This is a genomic window from Desulfosarcina sp., assembly GCF_046496365.1.
Lineage (GTDB): Bacteria > Desulfobacterota > Desulfobacteria > Desulfobacterales > Desulfosarcinaceae > Desulfosarcina.
Window position 1 is genome coordinate 1 of record NZ_JAWOHB010000045.1, and the last position, 19887, is coordinate 19887.

General features: G+C 56.4%; 19 protein-coding genes and 1 pseudogene. 13 read left to right on the forward strand and 7 right to left on the reverse strand.

Annotated elements, in window-relative coordinates:
- Both R6V78_RS03085 and R6V78_RS03090 read right to left on the reverse strand, forming a co-directional pair.
- Positions 1-346 (reverse strand): diacylglycerol/lipid kinase family protein (locus R6V78_RS03085; protein WP_410287860.1); only part of this gene is annotated, 346 nt, incomplete at its 3' end.
- Between the two features lie 40 nt (positions 347-386).
- Positions 387-644, reverse strand: a pseudogene (locus R6V78_RS03090) (HAD family hydrolase); the annotation flags it as partial.
- 227 nt (positions 645-871) lie between these two features.
- Here R6V78_RS03090 and R6V78_RS03095 point away from each other — a divergent pair.
- The 4 genes from R6V78_RS03095 to R6V78_RS03110 all read left to right on the forward strand — a co-directional run bounded on the left by R6V78_RS03095 (position 872) and on the right by R6V78_RS03110 (position 4132).
- Positions 872-1654, forward strand: coding sequence for a glycerophosphodiester phosphodiesterase (locus R6V78_RS03095; protein WP_410287861.1), 783 nt, complete (start codon positions 872-874; stop codon positions 1652-1654).
- 50 nt (positions 1655-1704) lie between these two features.
- On the forward strand, positions 1705-2433 hold the full coding sequence (locus R6V78_RS03100) for an enoyl-CoA hydratase (RefSeq protein WP_410287862.1): 729 nt from the start codon (positions 1705-1707) through the stop codon (positions 2431-2433).
- Between the two features lie 11 nt (positions 2434-2444).
- Entirely contained in the window at positions 2445-3521 is a 1077-nt protein-coding gene (locus R6V78_RS03105; protein ID WP_410287863.1) for a DUF1786 family protein, read from the forward strand.
- Between the two features lie 164 nt (positions 3522-3685).
- The gene (locus R6V78_RS03110; protein WP_410287864.1) at positions 3686-4132 is read left to right on the forward strand and encodes a hotdog fold thioesterase; all 447 of its coding nucleotides are present in this window, start codon (positions 3686-3688) and stop codon (positions 4130-4132) included.
- On the opposite strand, the gene R6V78_RS03115 is transcribed toward R6V78_RS03110, so the two are convergent.
- Positions 4129-4950 (reverse strand): divergent polysaccharide deacetylase family protein, encoded by an 822-nt coding sequence (locus tag R6V78_RS03115; protein ID WP_410287865.1) that lies wholly within the window; start codon positions 4948-4950, stop codon positions 4129-4131. The genes R6V78_RS03110 and R6V78_RS03115 overlap by 4 nt on opposite strands.
- Positions 4951-5069: 119 nt before the next feature.
- Between R6V78_RS03115 and R6V78_RS03120 the strand changes: the two genes are divergently transcribed.
- Both R6V78_RS03120 and R6V78_RS03125 read left to right on the forward strand, forming a co-directional pair.
- A complete protein-coding gene (locus R6V78_RS03120; RefSeq protein ID WP_410287866.1) occupies positions 5070-6524 on the forward strand; it encodes a trimethylamine methyltransferase family protein in 1455 nt (484 codons plus the stop codon).
- 14 nt (positions 6525-6538) lie between these two features.
- Positions 6539-7327: an aspartate/glutamate racemase family protein gene (locus R6V78_RS03125; protein ID WP_410287867.1), complete on the forward strand. Its 789-nt coding sequence runs from the start codon at positions 6539-6541 to the stop codon at positions 7325-7327.
- Positions 7328-7344: 17 nt separating this feature from the next.
- Here R6V78_RS03125 and R6V78_RS03130 read toward each other — a convergent pair whose 3' ends face one another.
- The gene (locus tag R6V78_RS03130) at positions 7345-8775 is read right to left on the reverse strand and encodes a PLP-dependent aminotransferase family protein (protein WP_410287868.1); all 1431 of its coding nucleotides are present in this window, start codon (positions 8773-8775) and stop codon (positions 7345-7347) included.
- A 293-nt stretch (positions 8776-9068) separates the two neighbouring features.
- Here R6V78_RS03130 and R6V78_RS03135 point away from each other — a divergent pair, with 293 nt between their 5' ends.
- A complete protein-coding gene (locus R6V78_RS03135) occupies positions 9069-9413 on the forward strand; it encodes a DUF2917 domain-containing protein (protein WP_410287869.1) in 345 nt (114 codons plus the stop codon).
- On the opposite strand, the gene R6V78_RS03140 is transcribed toward R6V78_RS03135, so the two are convergent.
- The gene (locus tag R6V78_RS03140; protein WP_410287870.1) at positions 9410-9757 is read right to left on the reverse strand and encodes a hypothetical protein; all 348 of its coding nucleotides are present in this window, start codon (positions 9755-9757) and stop codon (positions 9410-9412) included. The genes R6V78_RS03135 and R6V78_RS03140 overlap by 4 nt on opposite strands.
- Before the next feature lie 81 nt (positions 9758-9838).
- Between R6V78_RS03140 and R6V78_RS03145 the strand changes: the two genes are divergently transcribed.
- Positions 9839-10174, forward strand: a complete 336-nt coding sequence (locus tag R6V78_RS03145; protein ID WP_410287871.1) for a cupin domain-containing protein — start codon at positions 9839-9841, stop codon at positions 10172-10174.
- Positions 10175-10276: 102 nt separating this feature from the next.
- Entirely contained in the window at positions 10277-11905 is a 1629-nt protein-coding gene (hcp, locus tag R6V78_RS03150) for a hydroxylamine reductase (protein WP_410287872.1), read from the forward strand.
- A gap of 83 nt (positions 11906-11988) precedes the next feature.
- Here the strand turns inward: hcp and ssb are convergent, their stop codons facing one another.
- Positions 11989-12450: a single-stranded DNA-binding protein gene (gene ssb / locus R6V78_RS03155; protein ID WP_410287873.1), complete on the reverse strand. Its 462-nt coding sequence runs from the start codon at positions 12448-12450 to the stop codon at positions 11989-11991.
- A 106-nt stretch (positions 12451-12556) separates the two neighbouring features.
- Positions 12557-13687, reverse strand: a complete 1131-nt coding sequence (locus tag R6V78_RS03160; protein ID WP_410287874.1) for a DUF362 domain-containing protein — start codon at positions 13685-13687, stop codon at positions 12557-12559.
- 160 nt (positions 13688-13847) lie between these two features.
- Here R6V78_RS03160 and R6V78_RS03165 point away from each other — a divergent pair, with 160 nt between their 5' ends.
- The 4 genes from R6V78_RS03165 to R6V78_RS03180 all read left to right on the forward strand — a co-directional run.
- Positions 13848-15062, forward strand: a complete 1215-nt coding sequence (locus tag R6V78_RS03165; RefSeq protein WP_410287875.1) for a class I SAM-dependent RNA methyltransferase — start codon at positions 13848-13850, stop codon at positions 15060-15062.
- A gap of 129 nt (positions 15063-15191) precedes the next feature.
- Positions 15192-16724 (forward strand): sensor histidine kinase, encoded by a 1533-nt coding sequence (locus R6V78_RS03170; protein WP_410287876.1) that lies wholly within the window; start codon positions 15192-15194, stop codon positions 16722-16724.
- Entirely contained in the window at positions 16721-18046 is a 1326-nt protein-coding gene (locus tag R6V78_RS03175) for a sigma-54-dependent transcriptional regulator (protein ID WP_410287877.1), read from the forward strand. The genes R6V78_RS03170 and R6V78_RS03175 overlap by 4 nt, the downstream gene beginning before the upstream one ends.
- A 178-nt stretch (positions 18047-18224) precedes the next feature.
- Positions 18225-19887: histidine kinase dimerization/phospho-acceptor domain-containing protein (locus R6V78_RS03180; RefSeq protein ID WP_410287878.1), on the forward strand; the 1663-nt coding region annotated here is incomplete at its 3' end.

The window sequence follows — 19887 nt, forward strand, 5'->3', positions numbered from 1 at the left end:
GACCTGGCGCTACCGGCCCACCGAGCGCCTGCACCACTTCCAGGCCGAGAAGGTGGTGATCGCCACCGATCCGCCCGCCGCCGCGCCGGACCTCCGCCGCCAGCGGGGTCTGCCCGAGGTCCTCGCCGTCGATCTGCACGGCGACGGGCGGATCGGTGGCGATCACCACCTTCTCGGCCTGGAAGTGGTGCAGGCGCTCGGTGGGCCGGTAGCGCCAGGTCAGCATGCGGAACAGCACGAGGATCAGGTCCCACAGGGAGCGGCTGCTGATCACCGTGACGTCGAAGCGCCCGTCGTGGGCGCTGGTGTCGGGGGTCACCTTGAGCCCGATCGGCGCATCGTTCATCTTTTGACTTCCAGTACCGTCGGATCATTTTTTTTCCCCGGCCATCGTAGCGAAAATAGAAGGCGCCATTTTCCCCAACCAGCCCGTCCACCGGCCACATGCGGGCAATGTGGTCGCACCAGCCCGCCGGACGGCCTGTGATGGGAACAACCCGAATACCGCCCCGTTGAAGGGCTTCCAAGGCCGCAAAGGCGACGGCAGGCAGACGTCCGTTCACGGTAAGGGTGTCGTCGATGTCGGTCAGCACATAGCGAAGCTGCTGTTTTTGATCACGGGGAAAGCGTTCAATCCATTTCATTGCATTGGGCCGTGTGTTTAGGGATGCTGTTCGGCAGGCTGGGGCTAAAGGTTCGGTGGGCTTTTCCAAGATGGCGACCGAAGTCTGCCTGCGTCGTGCAAGGTCTTATTTGCATTGAATTCCTATGGCTGTTGCTGTACTTTCAGTCCATTTGCATAGGACCAGTCGGCTTGCAACCAGGTGCGCCCTTGGACTTGTTCTGAAACCTGTTTAGAGAAACTGTATAAATGAATATCAACTGCTTTCCAACACCTTTGTTCATTGCACACCGGGGTGTCAGCGCCCGATATCCCGAGAATACCCTGGCCGCCTTCGGTGGTGCCATTGATGTCAACGCCGCGATGATCGAACTGGATGTCACCTTGTCGAAGGATCGCCAACTGATCGTGATCCATGACGAAACCGTGGACCGAACAACAAGTGGAAGCGGTGCGGTCAAAGCGCTTTCCCTGGAGCAGCTCAGTCGACTGGACGCCGGCAGCTGGTTCCATCCACGGTTCAAATCCGAGAGGTTGCCTACCTTGGCTCAGGTGTTGGACCTGGCAAAAGGGCGCATTTTGATAAACATCGAGATCAAGCCCGAAGCCTTCCAAGCCCATGGTCCCAAAGATGCCGTGGAACGGCAGGTGCTTGCCCTGGTCCATGAAAAACAGGTGGGTGAGGATGTCTTGTATTCAAGCTTCGAATGGCAGGTGCTGGAAAATCTGCGTAAGATGGATCCGCGTGCCGCTTTAGGCCTGCTCTCGGACGTTCCTGCGGACGAGAACCTGATCTACTGGTTTCGGCGCATCGGGGGTTTCTCGTGGCACCCGGACTACCGCGTGGTGACCCGGCAACAGGTGGAAACGCTTCACGGTCTGGGGGCACGGGTATTTCCCTATGCGGTGGATGGAAAAATAGACACGTGTCGGATCCTGGCCATGGGGGTGGACGGACTGATTGTCGATGATCCCAGGCAAATTATGGCAGCCAACGCCTTAGAAAACGATTCCCGGGGCGATTTTGTATGATGTAGACGCATAATCACCGCTTTGGGTTTAAAGCTGAACGGAGAAAAGCGATGGCACCCCCCGTACTGTTAGACGTGGAAAACCAGATAGCATTGATCACCCTCAACCGTCCCGAGCGGCGCAACGCCATCAACCAGCAGCTGCTGATTCATCTTTACAACGCCCTGGACGATGTGGCCCGCCGAAGCGATGTTGGCGTCGGCATCATTACCGGCAACGGGCCCTCCTTTTGTGCCGGCCTGGACCTGGAGGCCATTGGCAGGGAGAACCTCTTCAACCCGCGCGGCGACGGCAGCGACCTGCCGGATCTCATGCGCGCCTGCAAAAAACCGATCATCGGTGCGGTCAACGGCCACGCCATCACCGGCGGCTTCGAGCTGGCCCTGAATTGCGATTTTATCATCGCCGCAGAAAATGCGCAGTTCTCCGATACCCATGCCCGCGTGGGTATCCATCCAGGATGGGGTATGACTCAGTTGCTCCAACAGACCGTGGGTCAGCGCCGGGCCAAGCAGATCTCCTTTACCTGCCAGCCCATATACGCCCACACGGCGCTGGCCTGGGGGCTGGTCAACGAAGTTTTGCCCCGGGAGCACCTGCTGGAGCGAGCCAAAACCATTGCCTCCCAGATCGTTCAGGCCGATCCTCAGCTGTTGGGCGTTATTAAAACGCTTATCGAAAACCGCAACCGCATCCCCCTGGAGCAGGCCTTTGATAAAGAGAGAAGCGGCTTCAAGCAATTTCTCAAAGACCAGATCAGTAAATTCAAGTCGACCTAAAGGAAGGTGCCATGGGACGCTATCTGCTGGTGGATATAGGGGCAGGCACCCTGGACATGCTCTGCTATGACAGCGAACAGGACCTTCACTACAAAGCGGTGGCCCGGGCACCGGTGCGTGTACTGGCTGACGAGATCAGCAAAACCCGTGGAAACCTGGTGGTCACCGGGTGCGAGATGGGTGGCGGCCCGGTCTCCCAGGCCTTGATTGATCGTGCCAGAATGGCAGAGGTGGTGATGTCGGAACCATCCGCCGCCACCATCCATCACGACCTGCGGCGAGTGGTCGCCCATGGCATCCGCGTGGTGGATGCGGCCACGGCCGAGGGGTTGCAGAATGATCCGCGGTATCACCCTTTCCACACCGGGGATCTTCAGACCGGCCGGCTGCAACACCTTGTCAACGGCTTTGGCGTTCCATTTGAATTCGATGCTGTAGCTGTTTGCGCCCAGGATCACGGTGCTGCGCCCCCCGGGAGCTCCCATCTGGATTTCAGGCACCGGATGTTCACGACGGCCCTAACGCAAAATCCAGTTCCCCAGGCCATGCTTTATCGATCCGACCAGGTCCCCCCGCAGATGACCCGTCTGGCAGCCATCGCCAAAGCAGCGCAAGCCCTGCCCACTGATCGGGTCTATGTAATGGATTCGGGTATGGCGGCCATCCTCGGCGCATCCAAGGATGTGTTGGCAGCCGGCAAAAAACGAATTCTCGTACTTGATATCGCCACCTCCCACACCGTGGGTGCTGCTATGGAAGAAGGCACCCTGTGCGGCTTTTTCGAGTATCACACCACTGACATCACCGCTGAACGGCTGGACAGGCTTCTAAGGGATTTGCCCGATGGCAAACTATCCCACCGGCGGGTTTTGGATGAGGGCGGCCACGGAGCCTACATTCGCAGCGCTTTTGGTTTCGACAAGGTCGAGTTGATTTTGGCAACCGGCCCCCGCCGGCGGCTGGCCCTGGCATCGGCACTGCCCATAAGCTTCGGCGCGCCATGGGGGGACAACATGATGACCGGGACAGTTGGCCTGATGGAAGCGGTTCGGTTGAGGGAAGGGTTGCCGCCGGTGCATTTCCTGTAACGGCGGCAATGACAGCGTGCTTGGCTTGAACCGCGAACTGAGAATCGATTGTTTATCCTTACGGGGAAGCTTTTCTGCGGCTTGCCGCGGGGAGGCTTCAAACGAAAAATAAACCTATCGATACTGCTTTGCCAGGCTACAGTTGCCGCTGAGGAGGATGACGCATGCATGATGAAACACGCCAAGCAGCCATTGATGCTCACATTCAGGATGATGCCTTTGCCCGGTTCCTGGGCGCGGAGGTGACGATCGTGACACCCGGGCACAGCCGGGTCTCGCTGACCGTCACCGCGCAGATGACCAATTTTCACGGGATCACCCACGGCGGCCTGGTGTTCGCCCTGGGAGACCTGGCTTTCGCCGCCGCCAGCAATTCCCGGGGGCAGGTGGCCGTTGCCTTGAATGTAAATATCTGCTTTCTCAACCCGTCCAAGGTGGGTGATCGTCTGGTGGCCGAAGCCAAGGAGTGCCATCTGGGGGGAAGAATTGGGTTATACGAAATCACGGTGATGGATGAAAAAACCGGCACCCCCATCGCCCGCAGCCAGGATCTGGTGTATCGCAAGAAGGCGTGGTTTGTGGCCCCGGAGAATGAATCGCGGACGGCTTAAATCATCTGTGAAATGTGGACAAACGCGATGTCCCTGCTCTCGGGCTGGTCTAAAAAACGGATGATGGCTTCGGCGGTATTTCGTCGCGGATGACCGATCCCGATTGCGCTGCCGCGCTTTTGCGCGCGGATTCGAAGCCGCTGCATCTGACGGACGACCGATGCGACATCCTGCTGGTTGTCGAGAAACAGATCCCGTTGTTTGGCCGACACACCCATTTGCCGGGCACAGGCGTAAGCAGTGGAATGTCCGGTGGTCAGACTGTCTATAAAAAACAGGCCGCAGTTTTTGACCACGTCCAGGGCTTGTCCCATTTTTTTTGGCTGTTGCGTGTATTTGGACCCCATGTGGTTGTTGACGCCGACCAGGTGTGGCAGGGCAGCAATATTTTCGGCAACAACCTGGTGAATACATTCCTGCCGATCACTTACAAAAATGGCCCCGGGGCCCGGGTCCAACGCGGTGTCGAAAGGCTCCATGGGCTGATGGAGCATGATTTCATGACCGTGGTCGTGAAGGGCCAGAGCCGATTCTACGGACCAGCAAAGTCGCGGCAAGACCGAAAAGGTTATCGGAATGCCAGCTTCCAAAAACGGTTCGGTCCGTCTGAGATTGAAACCGATGTCATCGATGATCAGGGCGATGCGGGGTGGACCGACGATCGGTGGGAAAAACAATTCCGCTGAAACCGGAATACGGGAATTGAGCCAACCGCCGATGAGAAGTCCGGCGATTTTAGCCAGAAAGGTGCGTCGATCCATCCGTAGTCGTGATTTTCTCCGGCCTGCCGCCGGTTGATCCACCTTTCTGGTGGCCAATGCGGTTTTCTTTTTTCGAGATCGTTGACTCGATCTTGCGTGTCAGTCTTGGCCTTCTTATACAGTTTGTTGCGTCAAGGATCAACCCTTAACCCTATATATAGGGGTGTTTGGACCTTATGAAAGATAATTTGACTGCCATTCATAACCAGGCACTACGGATCCTGGAAACGGTCGGCATCAAACTGCATCATGCGGAACTCATCCAACGGATTCGACAACAAGGGGTGTCGGTCAACAACCACACGGCTTTTTTCACGCCTGGTTTCATCATGGACGCAATTCACCGGGCACCCGCTTCATTCACCCTGCGTGGCCGCAATCCATGCCATGACATAGTCATCGGGGGCGACCATGTGAACTGCGCCCCCGGATACGGTTGTGCGACCATCTGCGCGCCGGATGGCAAGCGGCGCAATGCCGTGATGGCGGATTACGTCCGCTTGGCCAAACTGGTCCACCAATGCCCGCATTTTAATATCAACGGTGGCATTTTGGCCCAGCCATCCGACGTCCCGGCAGAGCAGAGCCATCTGTTGATGCTTTACGCGGCCATGCTGAGTTCGGACAAGTGCCTCATGGGCGTCTTGGGTAATCGGTCGCAGATGCAGGCGCTTATGGATCTGGCAGCGATTGCCTTCGGCGGCCGGGCGGCGTTTACCGCCAAGCCGCACCTCCTGACCTTGATCAACACCATCAGCCCGCTCCAGATCGATAAAAATGCCCTTGACGCCATGATCATCGCGGCACAGCATAATCAGCCGGTAATTATTTCACCGTCCCCGGCGGCCGGAACCACCGGCCCCATCGACATGGCGGCCAACATCTCCCTGGCCACCGCCGAGGCGCTTGCCGGTATTGCCATCGTCCAGACTATCCGTCCTGGAACGCCGGTGATCTTCGGCCTTCAATGCCTGGGCGCCGATCTGAGGACCGGAAACATCTCAATCGGTTCGCCTGCCTATACGCTGCAATCAACGTACACCGCGGCGCTGGCCCGTATGTACCGCCTGCCCAGTCGCTGCGGCGGTACCCTCACCGATTCCCCGTACCTCTCCCCGCAAAGCGGCTACGAAAGCATGTTAAACATGCTGACGACATTTCAAAACGGGGTGAACGTCGTTGTTCACAGTGCCGGTACGCTGGACAGTTTCGCAGCCGTATCCTATGAAAAATTCATCATGGACATCCAAATCATCGACATGGTGAAGTATTTTCTCAAGGACCTGGAGGTTAATCCAGACACGCTCAACTTGGAACTGATCGGGCGTGTCGGACCGGGAGGGCAATTTCTCACAACCATGGACACGTTGAAAAAATGCCGGACGCATTCCTGGAATCCGCGTATCGGCGTAAGCGGAAACACCGGCGGCGGGGGGTCACCGTCGGATAAATACCTGGAAAGCATCGCCGACCGGCAACAGGCCATGCTGGACAGCTACGCTTCACCGCCCATGGATCCGGCGCTGCTTGCCGATCTGGATGATTGCATGCTGCGGCAGGGCGTCGACCGGGGACGGCTGTCGGCGATATGCAGCCAGGCATGGGGGAATTCGACCCCCTGCAATACTTGAAACAGGAGGACGTCATGATCTACGGCAATCGGGATGTCGGCATCAACCATATCCGTACGCGCAACAACCACACCTGCTACGGCATGGGCATCGGTATCATGGTGCTGGACGATGCCTACCCTGGATTCCCGGGGGATGTACGCAATGCCAGCGCCTTTCCCTATCCGGTGCAGTACGAAATTGCCGAGGGCGTAGACAACCACACCCTGGTGTGGGAGCCTGACAAAACGCCCTGCCGTGAGCCCATCCTGCGTGCCGCCGCCCGGCTTGAACGTATGGGCTGCCGGGCGATTGCCGCGGAATGCGGTTATTTTGCCTATTTTCAAAGAGACGTGGCCCGGCATGTGGCCGTACCCGTTTTCATGTCCAGCCTGCTCCAGGTGCCCTTTATTCAGCAGGTCATCGGGCCGGAAAAAGTCGTGGGCATCGTTTGCGCCCAGAAACGGTTTTTGACCGATGCGCACCTTGAAAACGTGGGCATCGACCTTAACAGCCGGTTCATCGTCGCCGGCGCCCAGGACCAATATGGCTGCCCTGAATTCGACAACCTGTGGGATCATGAAAAACGGCCCGAGGTGCCCGAAATATATTACGATAGAGCGGAAACGGATATGATCCGGATATGTACTGACTTTTGTAATGCCCATCCACGGATCGCAGCGCTTATGCTCGAGTGCACCGGAATGCAGCCCTTTGCCCGGGCCGTTCAGCGGGCCACGGACCTGCCGGTTTTCAGTTGGGGCACGCTTCTCGATTACGCCTTTTCCGTTGCCGTGCATCGAGACTATTACGGTCACGTATAGTGGAAACGAGGGCGTTTTTAACCCTGCCTTAACATCCTGTCGATGACCTGACCTAAACGCCGGATGGCCGGTGCTGCCGCATCGGACCAGTTGGCCGCATTCAGTCGGATGAAATTCCGGTAGCGGTTGCCGGTTGAGAAAAGATGGCCTGGAGTGATGGCGATGCCTTCATTCAAGGCGGTTTGATACAACACGAGTGTATCGATCTCCTCGGGCAATTCAATCCACAGCAGATAGCCTCCGGCTGGATCAGTCACGCGAATGTCGGGTGGAAAGAAGCGGATCACTGCCCGTCGCAGTTCCGCCACGCGGTCCTGATATGCACGGCGAATCCGACGCAGGTGCTGGTGGTAGCCTCCCTGATTCATAAATTCGGCCACAGCAACCTGCGGCAAGGTGGCTGCGGCCAGGCTGGTGCTGTATTTCAGCCAACCCACCGTTGATTGGTATCTCCCGGGTGCGGCCCAGCCGACCCTGAGTCCCGGTGACAGCGTCTTGGAAAACGAGGCGCACCACAAGACCAGGCCTTTGGTATCAAAGGCCTTGGCGGACAGGGGCCGTTCGGCGGAAAAGTGTATGTCCCCGAAGATATCGTTTTCAATCAAGGGGATGTCGTGAGATGCAAGCAGTTTGACCAGCGCTTTTTTGCGCGCATCCGGAATACAGCTTCCCAGAGGATTGTTGAAGTTGGAAATGACCAGGCAGGCCTGCACGGAATTGTTTTCCAGGGCAAAGCCCAGCGCTTCCAGGCTGATGCCGTCCCTGGGGTGTGTGGGGATTTCCAGGGCTTTGAGGCGGAGGTTCTCCATGTACTGAAACACGTCGAAACAGATCGGCGACTCCACGGCAACGGTGTCTCCTGGGCGACAGACGGCTTGCAGGCAGCTGGAAACGGCTTCGCCGCAGCCTGAGGTGATGATGATTTCGTCAGCGTCCAGCGTGCAGCCGGCGGCCACCGCATGCCTGACGATCTGTTGGCGAAGGGGCTTGTTGCCGGGCGGGGCCATATACAGACCGGCGCGATCGCCCATGCGGCGCGCCGCAGCGGCCATGATCCGGTTCAGCTGCCGGGTTGCGGTGAGTTCCTGAGCCGGGTGTGCTGCGCCCAGCTGGGTCAGTTTGGGGTTGAGCGTGTCGCGCAAAACGATCATGGTAATCAGTTCGCGCATTCCGACGGAGCTGGGGTCCGATTCAGGATCGGAGAGCGCCGGTTCAGGGGGCTCGCTGGGCAGCTGGCTGCTGACATAGAACCCTGATCTCGGACGGGGAACCAACAGGCCTCGCGCCTCCAGAAGGTAGTAGGCTTTGAGGATCGTGGTGATGCTGACTTTCCACTGCTGGCTCAACTTGCGAACCGACGGCGCTGCCGCTCCCGGGCCGAAGGCCCCTTCTTCGATCAGACGCGTCAACTGGTCGGCTACCTGCTGATATTTTGGTGTTTTACCCATGGACAACCCTTCGACTCAAGGACCCTGAGGCTTCAATCAGTACAATTGTGCAGCTTAATAACCAGCACAGATGCAAAACTACCATAACTGTACTCATAACAAAACATTAATATTGTGGCTGTTATTCTTTTTCCGGAAATTGTATTCATCATGTCAGGGTAACGCAGGTTGCCTTCAGCGTGGATGCCTTGGGCCCGTGCGGTACGGGTCGACGGAACGACCTGGTTCTACGGCTGATTTTTTTATCGCTCTATCGATCCTGCCACGGTGAAGGGCAGGGTGAGGAGGCAGCAATGAATCATCAATCTCTGGATTCCGGCCGCGTCATGGATTCTCAAAAGCGATTTTTTCTCTCAAACCTGAGTACACCGGACACGCTAGTTGATCTGGCCGCCGGTCAGGGCTGGGGGTTAAAGGGAAAACGCCGGCAGCAAACCCTGTTTTGTCTCCAGGGAAGCGTGTGGGTCACTCAGGAATGCGATATCCGTGACTATGTACTCGAAGAGGGCGATGCCTTTCTGGTTACGCAGCCTGGACTGGTGCTGGTGCGGGCCTTGACACCCGCACGGATCGGCTACGCCGAAAGCCTGATCACGGTGCCCTTCAAAGGGCGTTTCAGCCAGACCGTCTTCAATTAGCCTATGATTTTTCTGGGAAAATCCCGCAACAGTTCCACTGTCTGGTCCCTCGCCCTGGGAAATTTCATGGCCGCGGTGGCCTTCAGCGGAACCGTCATGGCCCGCCACGGTCGTATCTCAGCGCAGCCGGTCCAACCGATGTCACTCACCTGCACGACGACGGGGTAGTCAAATGTCGCAACACCCGTTTTTCTCCAGCGGCCAGGATGACGAAGGCCCTCAACCGCCACCACTTCACGGACGTTTGCCGGCCACACGCAGGGGGCATCCCGGCTGTCAAGCATTTTCTGGCAACGGTACCGGGTATTCATCGCCGACGTCAGGTCGACGGCAATCGGAATCATTGTATCGATCCTATCCATGGTTATAGTTTTGACAACATGGTTCTTGATCGATTGGCATTCTGGACAAAAAAGGAGGTTTACATGACCACTGAACCTGTTAAACTGAAAGGAAATGCATTTCACCTGGCGAATTCTGTCGACTATGCAGATGATTCCGTCGTCAGCAAAACCCTGCTTAAAAAAACGACCGGCAACCTCACCCTTTTCGCCTTCGACGCCGGCCAGGGCCTCAGTGAACATACGGCCCCTTTCGATGCGGTGGTATATATCCTTGACGGTCAGGCAAGAATTACCATCGGGGGCCAGCCTCGCAGCGTGGGCGAGGGTGAAATGCTGATCATGCCGGCCAACATCTCCCATGCCCTGCATGCGGAAAAGCGCTTTAAAATGCTGCTGGTGATGATCAGAGGCGAATGAATGCGCGCGCTTCAGTGAAAATGCAAAATTGATCAATCGTGCCATGCGTGCCTGAGGCGGCAATTTCCACCCACCTTAACGCAAAAGAAAGGGAGGTCGATCATGTTTTGTTACCAGTGTGAACAAACTGCCAAAGGAACCGGCTGCACCGTTCAAGGGGTTTGCGGCAAGCAGCCCGATGTGGCCGCACTGCAAGACCTGTTGCTCTATGCGCTCATGGGTTTGTCTCAGGTTGCGGTGTCAGGCCGCCGTGTCGGGGTCTCCGATGGGGATGTCAACGTCTTCACAGTCAAGGCGGCCTTTTCCACCCTGACCAATGTGGATTTTGATCCGGATCGGTTTGTAAATCTGATCAATCAGACGGTCGCCAAGCGTGAAGGTCTGAAAGCAAAGGTCAAGGCAGCCGGCGGCAATGGTGTGTGGCCGGAGGGCGCCGCCACGTTCGCGCCCCAATCCGGTATCGACGCGCTGTTGGCTCAGGCGGAGCAGGTGGGGTTGAAATCCTATCCCGGCGACAACCCTGATATCCTTTCACTGAAGCACACCGTTTTGTTTGGAATCAAGGGGGTCAGCGCCTATGCGGACCACGCCCATATCCTGGGTCAGGAGGACGAAAGCGTGTTCGCCTATGTTCATGAAGGCCTTGCGGCTATTCAACGCGATGACATGGGTGTGGACGACTGGGTGGCCATGGCGTTGGGGTGTGGTGAAGCGGCCTACAAAGCCATGGAACGGCTCGATGCCGGCAATACGGAAACCTATGGTCACCCCGTGCCCACCCAGGTGCCGCTGGGACATAAAAAGGGCAAGGCCATCCTGGTTTCGGGCCATGATCTGAAAGACCTGGAGGAGCTGCTCAAACAGACCGAAGGAACGGGCATCAACATCTACACCCACGGCGAGATGCTTCCGACCCACGGATATCCCAAGCTGAAGGCCTACCCACATTTTTACGGCCAGTTCGGCACGGCATGGCAAAAGCAGATCAAGGAGTTCGCCGAGTTTCCGGGCGCTATCCTGATGACCACCAACTGCATCCAGCGGCCCAAGAATGACTACAAGGCCAACCTTTTCACCAGCGGAATGGTCGGCTGGCCGGGCATACCCCACATCTCCGATCTGAACTTCAAGCCGGTCATCGATCAGGCCCTGGCGCTGCCAGGTTTTGCGGAGGACCATGTCGATAAGGAGGTGACGGTGGGTTTTGCCCGCAATGCGGTGCTCGGTGTGGCTGACAAGGTCATCGAGGCGGTCAAGGCCGGCAATATTCGACACTTCTTCCTGGTGGCCGGTTGCGACGGTGCCAAACCGGGGCGCAATTACTATACCGAATTTGTGGAAAAGGTCCCCAAGGACTGCATCGTGATGACCCTGGCTTGCGGAAAATACCGTTTTTTCGACATGGACCTGGGCGACATCGGCGGCATCCCCCGGCTGCTCGATGCCGGCCAATGCAACGACGCCTATTCAGCCGTGCAGATCGCCACGGCCCTGTCCAAGGCGTTTAATGTGGGGGTCAATGAACTGCCCCTGTCGCTGATCATCTCCTGGTATGAACAAAAAGCGGTCTGCGTACTGCTGGCCCTGCTTCATCTGGGTATCAAGGGCATCCGCCTGGGGCCGACGCTGCCGGCGTTCATCACGCCCAATGTGCTGGAAACCCTGGTGAAAAATTTCGACATCAAACCCATCGGTACGGCAGAAGGAGATTTGAAGGCCATTTTGGGATAATCGGTTTCCGATGGACCGGACAACAAAAAAGGGGCTGTCTGCCGCGATGGTCAGCCCCTTTTAGGATTGAGATGACCTTGAACCTAGAATGGAATGTCATCCTCCTTGTCGTTCTGATAGGGTGGTTCGGGATACCCCTGATCCTGGTAACCACCGCCGCCGCCGCCTCCTCCCCCCCCAGCGGGCCGGGATCCGCCCCCTTCCCGTGAGCCGAGCATCTGCATGGTGCCGCGTTGATCGACCACGATTTCCGTCGTATAGCGGTCCTGACCATCCTGGCCCTGCCACTTGCGGGTCTGAAGACGACCTTCGATGTAAACCTGCCGGCCCTTGGACAGATACTCTCCGCAGATTTCGGCCAGTTTGCCGAAAACCACAACCCGATGCCACTCGGTCTTCTCCCGTCGTTCGCCGCTGGTTTTGTCTTTCCATGTGTCGGTGGTTGCAATGGAAAAGTTGGCAATCGGTCTTCCATCGGCTGTATACCTGATTTCAGGATCCTGCCCCAGATTGCCCACCAGAATTACCTTATTGATACCCGCCATAAGCTACCTTCCTTTCATGATAATGTACAAAAACAAAAGTTCGGGTACCCTATCATATCTGTTCAAGAATTTAAACGCGACCGCGGTTTTTTTGTTTGTCTATCAGCTATCTATCCATGAACCAGTCGAGAAATTTTCCGGCCAGCGGTTTTTGGGCCCGAATGGCGGCGTGGGGGCACACCTCCAGACAGCAATAGCAGCGGATGCACGTGTCGGTGTTAAACGATATGCCCCGGTCCGTGTAGGCAATGGCGCCGGCCGGACAATACTTCCAGCACTCGCCGCACAGTTTGCAGGTTTTGTTGTCCGCAACCGGCTGCTGAATAACGAACCTGCGCATGAAGCGGCCCAAAAAGTTTGGACCCATGGTGAGCGGCCCCATTTCCGGGAACTGGAAGTCATCCAGAATGTTCAAGTCACCGTTGATGTGCACACTGCCGTCATACAGCCCCATCGCCCTTGCGTTGCGATGGGTTTCCAGGGTGTCGGGGTCCAATCCCACCTGGAGGCAGGCCACATGATCTACGGCGTGGGCGCTTTTGCCGCCCATCAACAGACCCAACTCCCGGGGCGTGCCGCTTTTGCCCGGTCCCTGGCCTTCCATGGCCAAAATGCCGTCCAGGATGGTGTAGGCCGGCCCGACAGCTTCGTAGATGCCGACAATCAGCCGTCCAAACATATGTCGATCCACGCCCGTGCGCATGTGCCACTCGGGTTTTTTCAGGCCGACGATGCAGCCGAATACGTTTTTGACCCCCAATGTCAGCATCATCTGGGTGTGGGTCTTGAGTTTGGCCAGGTTGATGACCACGTCTGCTTCCATGGCATCTTTGGCGATGTCGATGCTGCCGAAGGGTTCGCCCACGTCCGCCGCTACTGTTTTTTCAAAAGGTTTGACCATCACGTCGAGGCCTTTGAGAATTTCCTCGTAGCCACCTTTCTTCCACAGCTTCGAAAAACTGCCCATGGCCGGGCTGTCCGATATCTGGACCCGGGCCCCTTTGGCCAAAGCGAATTCCGCGGCCGCCTTGAGAATCAGCGGGTGGGTGGTCACTGCTTTTTCGGGTCCTGCCGGGGCGAGAAAATTGGGTTTGATCAGCACCCGGTCTCCCGTGTCGATGATCGGCCCCTCATGGGATTCGAGCATCTCGAAAACGATGGGTCGAAGCACCTCTTCGGTGTAGGCGGCTTTTCGAATCATGACGGTGGACATGGCAGCGGGTGCTTTCTGAAGCATACCCTTGAAAAGGCCGGCGGCCTTCAGTGCCGCGGCGTCAAGGGTGAACGACGGTGATTGAACATCTGTAATCGAACTGATAGGATGCGTTCGTCAGGCAACTTAATATTGATGCAGCGGTTAATCAAGTCCTTTCCCCGTCCAGTGATTGTCCAAAGCGATGGCTGATTCGATCCCCATGAATGTGAAAAACGATCATGTCGGTGACAGCGCCTTCAACAAGCGTGTCCGCCGTCACGTCGCCGGTCGCGTTCGCGCTTACCATGCAATCACCTCCCCGGACTTCGAGATTCTCTGCCGTCAGGAATTGATTGGCATGGGCATTGATCCCACAGCCATGTCCATGCACACCGGAGGCGTGACGTTCACCGGTCGGCTGGCGGACTGCCAGCGGGCCAACCTCCATCTTCGCACGGTCACGCGTATTCTCCTGCGTATCGGCGCGTTTGCCGCTACGAACGAGCGCCAGCTGGAAAGAAAATCTTCCGAAATTCCATGGGAGCTGTTTCTTCCATCCGGGCGTATGCCTGATATCAGGGTGAGCAGCCGGCGATCAAGACTCTATCACACGGAAGCCATCACGGAAGGCTTGCAAAGCGGCATCGCCACACGGTCGATCGGCTCCTTGGGTTCCGCGCCCGCGTCGATTCCCCAGACCCTGTTCGTGCGTGCGGTGGAAGACCGGTTTACCCTCTCCCTGGACAGCAGTGGAGATCCGCTTTACAAGCGGGGGCTGAAGGCGGGTCAGGCCCGGGCCCCCATTCGTGAAACCCTGGCGGCGGCCATACTCATGACCGCCGGCTACGACCCCCGACGGCCCCTGGTGGATCCCTTGTGCGGGTCCGGCACCTTTTCCCTCGAAGCGGCCATGATGGCCAAACAGATGGCCCCGGGCGTGAAGCGGACGTTCGCTTTCATGGGCTGGCCGGCGTTTCGTGAAAGCCAGTGGGGGTTTATGAAGCGGGAAGCCGAAGCACAAGTGCAGGATTTGGAACAATCCCTGATCTTTGCGTCGGATATTGACGCAGGTGCCTGCGAAAGGCTGACCGGCATGATTGCCGGCAACGGGTTGTCGGATGCCGTCCAGGTGGGGCAAAAGGATTTTTTCCAATGCGAGGCCGCTCAGTATGGCGGCGGGACGGGGCTGGTGGCGATCAATCCACCCTATGGTGTCCGCATCGGTTCCGCGAAACAGGCGGATGATCTGTTCATGGACATCTGCCGGCACCTGACAAAGCGTTTCAAGGGATGGAAGGTTGCCATGATCGCTCCCCGGCCGGCCCTGGCCAGCAGGCTGCCCTTTTCGGTCAGACGGATGGTGTTGTTGCATGGGGGGTTGAAGTTGACGCTGATCGTTGGAACCATCAAGTCATAGTCGGCGCGCTCATATGGTTCGATCCACTTGATTTTCCGAATAATTTTCATCTCCATGTTGTTGTGTTGAAAATTTTTCCGTATATACGGATAGAGAGATCAATACACAGGCGTTAAAATTTTCAGTGCGATGAACAAAGAAAAAACAGAAAAAAATCCCATCCGGCATCCCATCCGGTTCAAAATATTTTTGGTGAGCCTTGTGCCGACGATGGCGTTGTTGGCAGCCGCACTTATAAACAACCAATATTTAGAGGCCTTAGGTTACAGCGCCGAACAAATCCTTTCCAAAAACTACAAAAGCATCCGTGCCGCACAAGAAGCCCGGAAAACGCTCGAAGAGATACGCAATCCGCTGCTTGGGCAAGTTTACCAGAGGCAAAGCGGGGTCATTGTTTCACGGGAAAAGCTGATAAAATTGTCCACCAATCTGAACGTTTGCCGCGAAAACATAACTGAAACCGGTGAACGTGAATTGATCGACCGCTTATTCCAAAATTACGCCAAGTATGAACCGCTTGTAAATTCTCTCCAGGCCAACCAGGATGACCTATGGGCAAGAAGTCGATTTGCTGATTTTCTTGCACTGACAGCAGAAATGGTTTTTCTCATTGACGACCTGGTCACCATCAATGAAGCCGCCATGGAGCATGCTGAGCAGGAAACCCGTTCTCTGGCAAGCCAGGCGCAACGGAACGCTGCCGTGCTGTTTGGGATTATCATTACCGGCATATTGGTCTTGAGCTACTTTTTTTCCTATCGCATCGCCAAACCAATCATGACGCTTGCCGGTCAGCTTTTAAATACCCGGGAGGGAAGCGGTGTATACCCTGCCGTTGAATCACGAACCAACGATGAGATAGGCTATTTAACCCAATCCTTCAACCGACTGTTCAACCGTCTGAAGCAATACGATCGGCATCGAGGAGAGATCATCGCCAGCGAAAGGGAAAAGGTTCGTCGCAGCGAGGAAGCCAAAGGCCGGTTCATCGCCGACATTTCCCATCAGCTCAAAACGCCGATGACATCACTGTCCATGAGTATAGGGATGCTTAATAACCGCGATGATGGTTTTGGGGCTGAAAAAATGGCCAAGCTTATAACCACCGCACATGATGATTGCACCCGTCTGACAGCATTAATCAATGAGCTTGTGGATCTGTCCCGGCTTGAAGCCATGTCGCCACCGCGACCGAAAGAGACACTCGATATCGCCATTGTACTCCACGAATGCCTGACGCCGCTGACGAAACAGGCAGACAGCAGAGGCATTGCGATTGATATCGACATCCCCGAAAATTTGCCCCACGTCACCATCGATTCTTTCCGCTTTCCCTGGGTCATCACCAATCTGGTCGGAAATGCACTGCGTTATACAGACCGTGGCGGACGAATCGGTCTCAAGGTGTACAGGCAGGGAACCCGGTTCTTTTTTCAATGCATGGATACGGGCAGCGGCATCAACCCCCAATTTTTGCCGCATATCTTTGACCGCTTCACACAATTTTCCGAGCGTGGCAAGGGCGGCACGATCGGACTCGGCCTGGCCATCGTCAAGGATATCATTGAGCAGCATGGTGGGGACATCGAGGTTGAAAGCACGGTCGGAAAGGGTACGTGCTTTACATTCTGGATTCCCGTCGAAAATGGAGGGAGAGCGTGAAAAAAGCGCTGATCATTGACGATGATAAGAACATTTTGACCACACTGGAAATGTACCTCGAAGATAAAGGCTTTGAAGTCCTCAAGGCAACCTCCGGTGAGGATGGCCTCCGGAATCTCCGCAACGGATCGCCCGAACTGGTGCTGCTGGACATGAAACTGCCGGATCGCAATGGTCTGGACGTACTAAAAGAGATTGTGGCCAGCGGCATTAAAACCCAGGTTCTGATGATTACCGCCTACGCCACCATCGAGACGGCGGTCAGCGCCGTAAAAATGGGCGCCTTTGACTATCTCCCCAAACCATTTGTTCCCGGCCAGCTCGACCTGGTGCTGGAAAGGCTGAAACGCTTCCATCACATGGAGATCGAGATCGCCACACTTAAAGGTATTTTTTCCGAAGGAGGCGTGCTGACCCGAAACCACAGAATGCGAAAAATCCTGAAAACAGCGCGCCAGGCAGCCGATTCGGAAGCCATTGTTTTAATCAGCGGAGAAAGCGGCACCGGCAAAGGGCTGCTGGCACACTTGATTCATGATTGGAGTTCGAGAACAGGCAAACCATTTGTTACCGTCGATTGCGCCGCACTCCAGGAAAGCCTCTTGGAAAGTGACTTGTTTGGCCACATCAAGGGTGCCTTCACTGGCGCGCTTCGTGATAAGGAAGGCAAACTCAAGTTGGCTGAAGGTGGCACTGTTTTCGTAGATGAAGTTTCTGAGATCCCGGTGACTGTGCAGGGAAAAATGCTTCGATTCATTCAACACCGCGAATATGAGCGTGTGGGAGATCCTAAACCGTATACCGTGGATGTCCGCATCATTGCCGCCACGAACAAGGACCTGGAGGAGATGGTCCGCAGTGGATCTTTTAGAGAGGATCTCTATTTCAGATTAAACGTCCTGGAGATCTTCTTGCCTCCTTTGAGGGAAAGGCCTGAAGACGTCACGCTGCTGGCCGACCATTATCTGAAACAATCCGGCCGCTTGAATGAAAAAGCGGTTCAACACATCTCAGCCGATGCAATGCAGCGGCTGCAAAACTATACCTGGCCGGGTAATATCCGGGAACTGATCAACGCCATTGAACGGTCTGTCATCATGGCCCAGGATTCAGAGCTGAAGGCAAGCGACCTGCCCCCCCACATTGCAAATTTCAACCCTTCGGCTTCAGCTGCGACTGCTTTGAAAAGCCTGGTCGAAATTGAAAAAATGCATATACAAAACGTGATATCGCATTCCCCTTCACTTGAAGAGGCTGCGAAGGTTCTGGAAATAGACCCTGCCACCTTATGGCGCAAGCGTAAAAAATATCAGTTGGATTGACCGTGCAGGTTGCACGGTCAATTGCTTGCAACATGCAAGATGCCTTACCCCACCCGCCTGACAAATCCCACCGCTGACCGTCAATCAGTAATGAAAATAATCAGTTAGCATTTAGGTACGCATATTGCCTTTGAATTGCGCATCTTGCTCCGATGGGGGCATGGAGGAAGGGTGTCCCATGGCGTTGAAAAAGAAAATACTGATCGGTTACGGCGTCGCCTTTGTTCTCATGGGTTTGGTGGTCGCCTGGGCGGTTACCAATCTGGTATCTCTGGGCCGGGCCACGGAGGCCATCCTGAGCGAGAACTACCGCAGCATCCTCGCCGCCGAGAACATGGTGGATGCCCTGGAACGTCAGGACAGCGGCATTCTGCTCCTGTTCCTGGACGATGCGGAAAAAGGGATCGCTCAATTCCGTGATAACGAGGCGGTCTTTCTTGGCTGGCTGGCCCGCGCCAAGGACAACATCACGATTGCCGGCGAGGCGGAACTTCTCCGATCCATCGAAGCGGATTACGCGGCCTACCGGCGGTATTTTTCCGCTTTGACCGATTGGCGCGCCGCGAACCAACCACCCTTGCGGCCCGCCTATTATCAGGAGACGTCCTACCCCCTTTTCGCCGAGGTGCGCAAAGGGTGCATCAGCCTGCGCAATCTCAACGAAGAGACCATGTACGCCGCCAGTGTGCGGGCCGGCAAGGTGGCCAATCGCGCCATCTGGTCCACGGTGCTCGTAGCGGCGTCGGCACTGATCGTGGCGTTACTGTTCAGCCTGTATCTCGCGGAGCGGATCGTCCGGCCCATTCGGCGTTTCATGGAGGCATCCCGGCAGATCTCCTCGGGCGATTATGCGGTTCAGGTGCCCGTGGAAACCGGTGACGAACGGGGCCGTCTGGCCGACGAATTCAATCTAATGGCCACTCAGCTCGGCCGGTACCACGAGATGAACATCGAGCAGATCGTTTCGGAAAAGAACAAGGGGGAGGCGATTCTATCCAGCATCGAGGATGGCCTGGTGGTCTTCGACACCACGCTCAAGGTGACCGGCATCAATCCGGCCGCGCGCCGGTTGCTGGATTTGGGGTTTGCCGAAAATGCCACTTCCTACTGCGAAGACCTTCTGCCGGACCCGCATATCTGCGACCTGATGCGAAAAACCGTCGAGACGGGCGTGCAACCCGACATTCCCGATGAACAGCGCATCGTCACCCTGAGGGACAAAAACCGGCCCTGCCACTACTTGTTTTCCGTCACGGCCATCCGCGGGAGGGACCGTAGCCTGCTCGGCATCGTACTGCTGCTCAAGGACATCACCCGTTTGAAGGAGGTGGAGCGGCTCAAGAGTGAATTCGTCATGGCGGCCTCTCACGAACTGCGCACTCCGCTGACCAGTCTGGGCATGAGTGTGGATCTGCTCCGGGAACACGCCGCCGAGGGGCTTGCCGGCAAGGATCGCGCCCTTTTGCAGGCGGCTCACGAGGAGGTTCATAGGATGAAGGCCCTGGTCAGCGATCTGCTCGATCTGTCCGAAATCGAGGCCGGCAGTATCGAACTGGCGTTCGAGCGTGTTCCGGTTGCCACGCTGTTCGACCATGCCATGTCGGTTTTCAATAACCAGCTGAGCATAAAGGAAATCACGCTCACTGCAGAAGTGGCCGAGGATTTGCCCGGCGTTCGTGCGGACGCCAACAAGATCACCTGGGTGTTGACCAACCTGATTTCCAATGCCCTACGGTATGTGAGCCGGGGCGGACACATACAACTGATCGCCAAAAAGGTCGGCCTCCAGGTCCATCTGTCCGTGAAAGACGACGGGCCGGGCATCCCTCCGGAATATCAGA